Origin of the sequence: Microtetraspora sp. NBRC 13810, assembly GCF_030268685.1 — a bacterium.
Classification (GTDB): Bacteria; Actinomycetota; Actinomycetes; order Streptosporangiales; family Streptosporangiaceae; genus BSRQ01.
Window position 1 is genome coordinate 1 of the sequence record NZ_BSRQ01000091.1, and the last position, 255, is coordinate 255.

At 54.5% G+C, this 255-nt stretch carries 1 rRNA gene; it reads right to left on the reverse strand.

Features of this window, described 5'->3' with window-relative positions:
- Positions 1-255, reverse strand: a 23S ribosomal RNA gene (locus QSK26_RS41585); the annotation flags it as partial.

The window sequence follows — 255 nt, forward strand, 5'->3', positions numbered from 1 at the left end:
GCGACTCAACGCCCTATTCAGACTCGCTTTCGCTACGGCTCCCCCACCCGGGTTAACCTCGCCACACACCATAACTCGCAGGCTCATTCTTCAAAAGGCACGCAGTCACATCACAGACAGCAAGCTGTCTACGCTCCTACGGCTTGTAGGCACACGGTTTCAGGTACTATTTCACGACCCCTCACCGGGGCACTTTTCACCTTTCCCTCACGGTACTCGTGCACTATCGGTCATCAGGAAGTATTTAGGCTTACC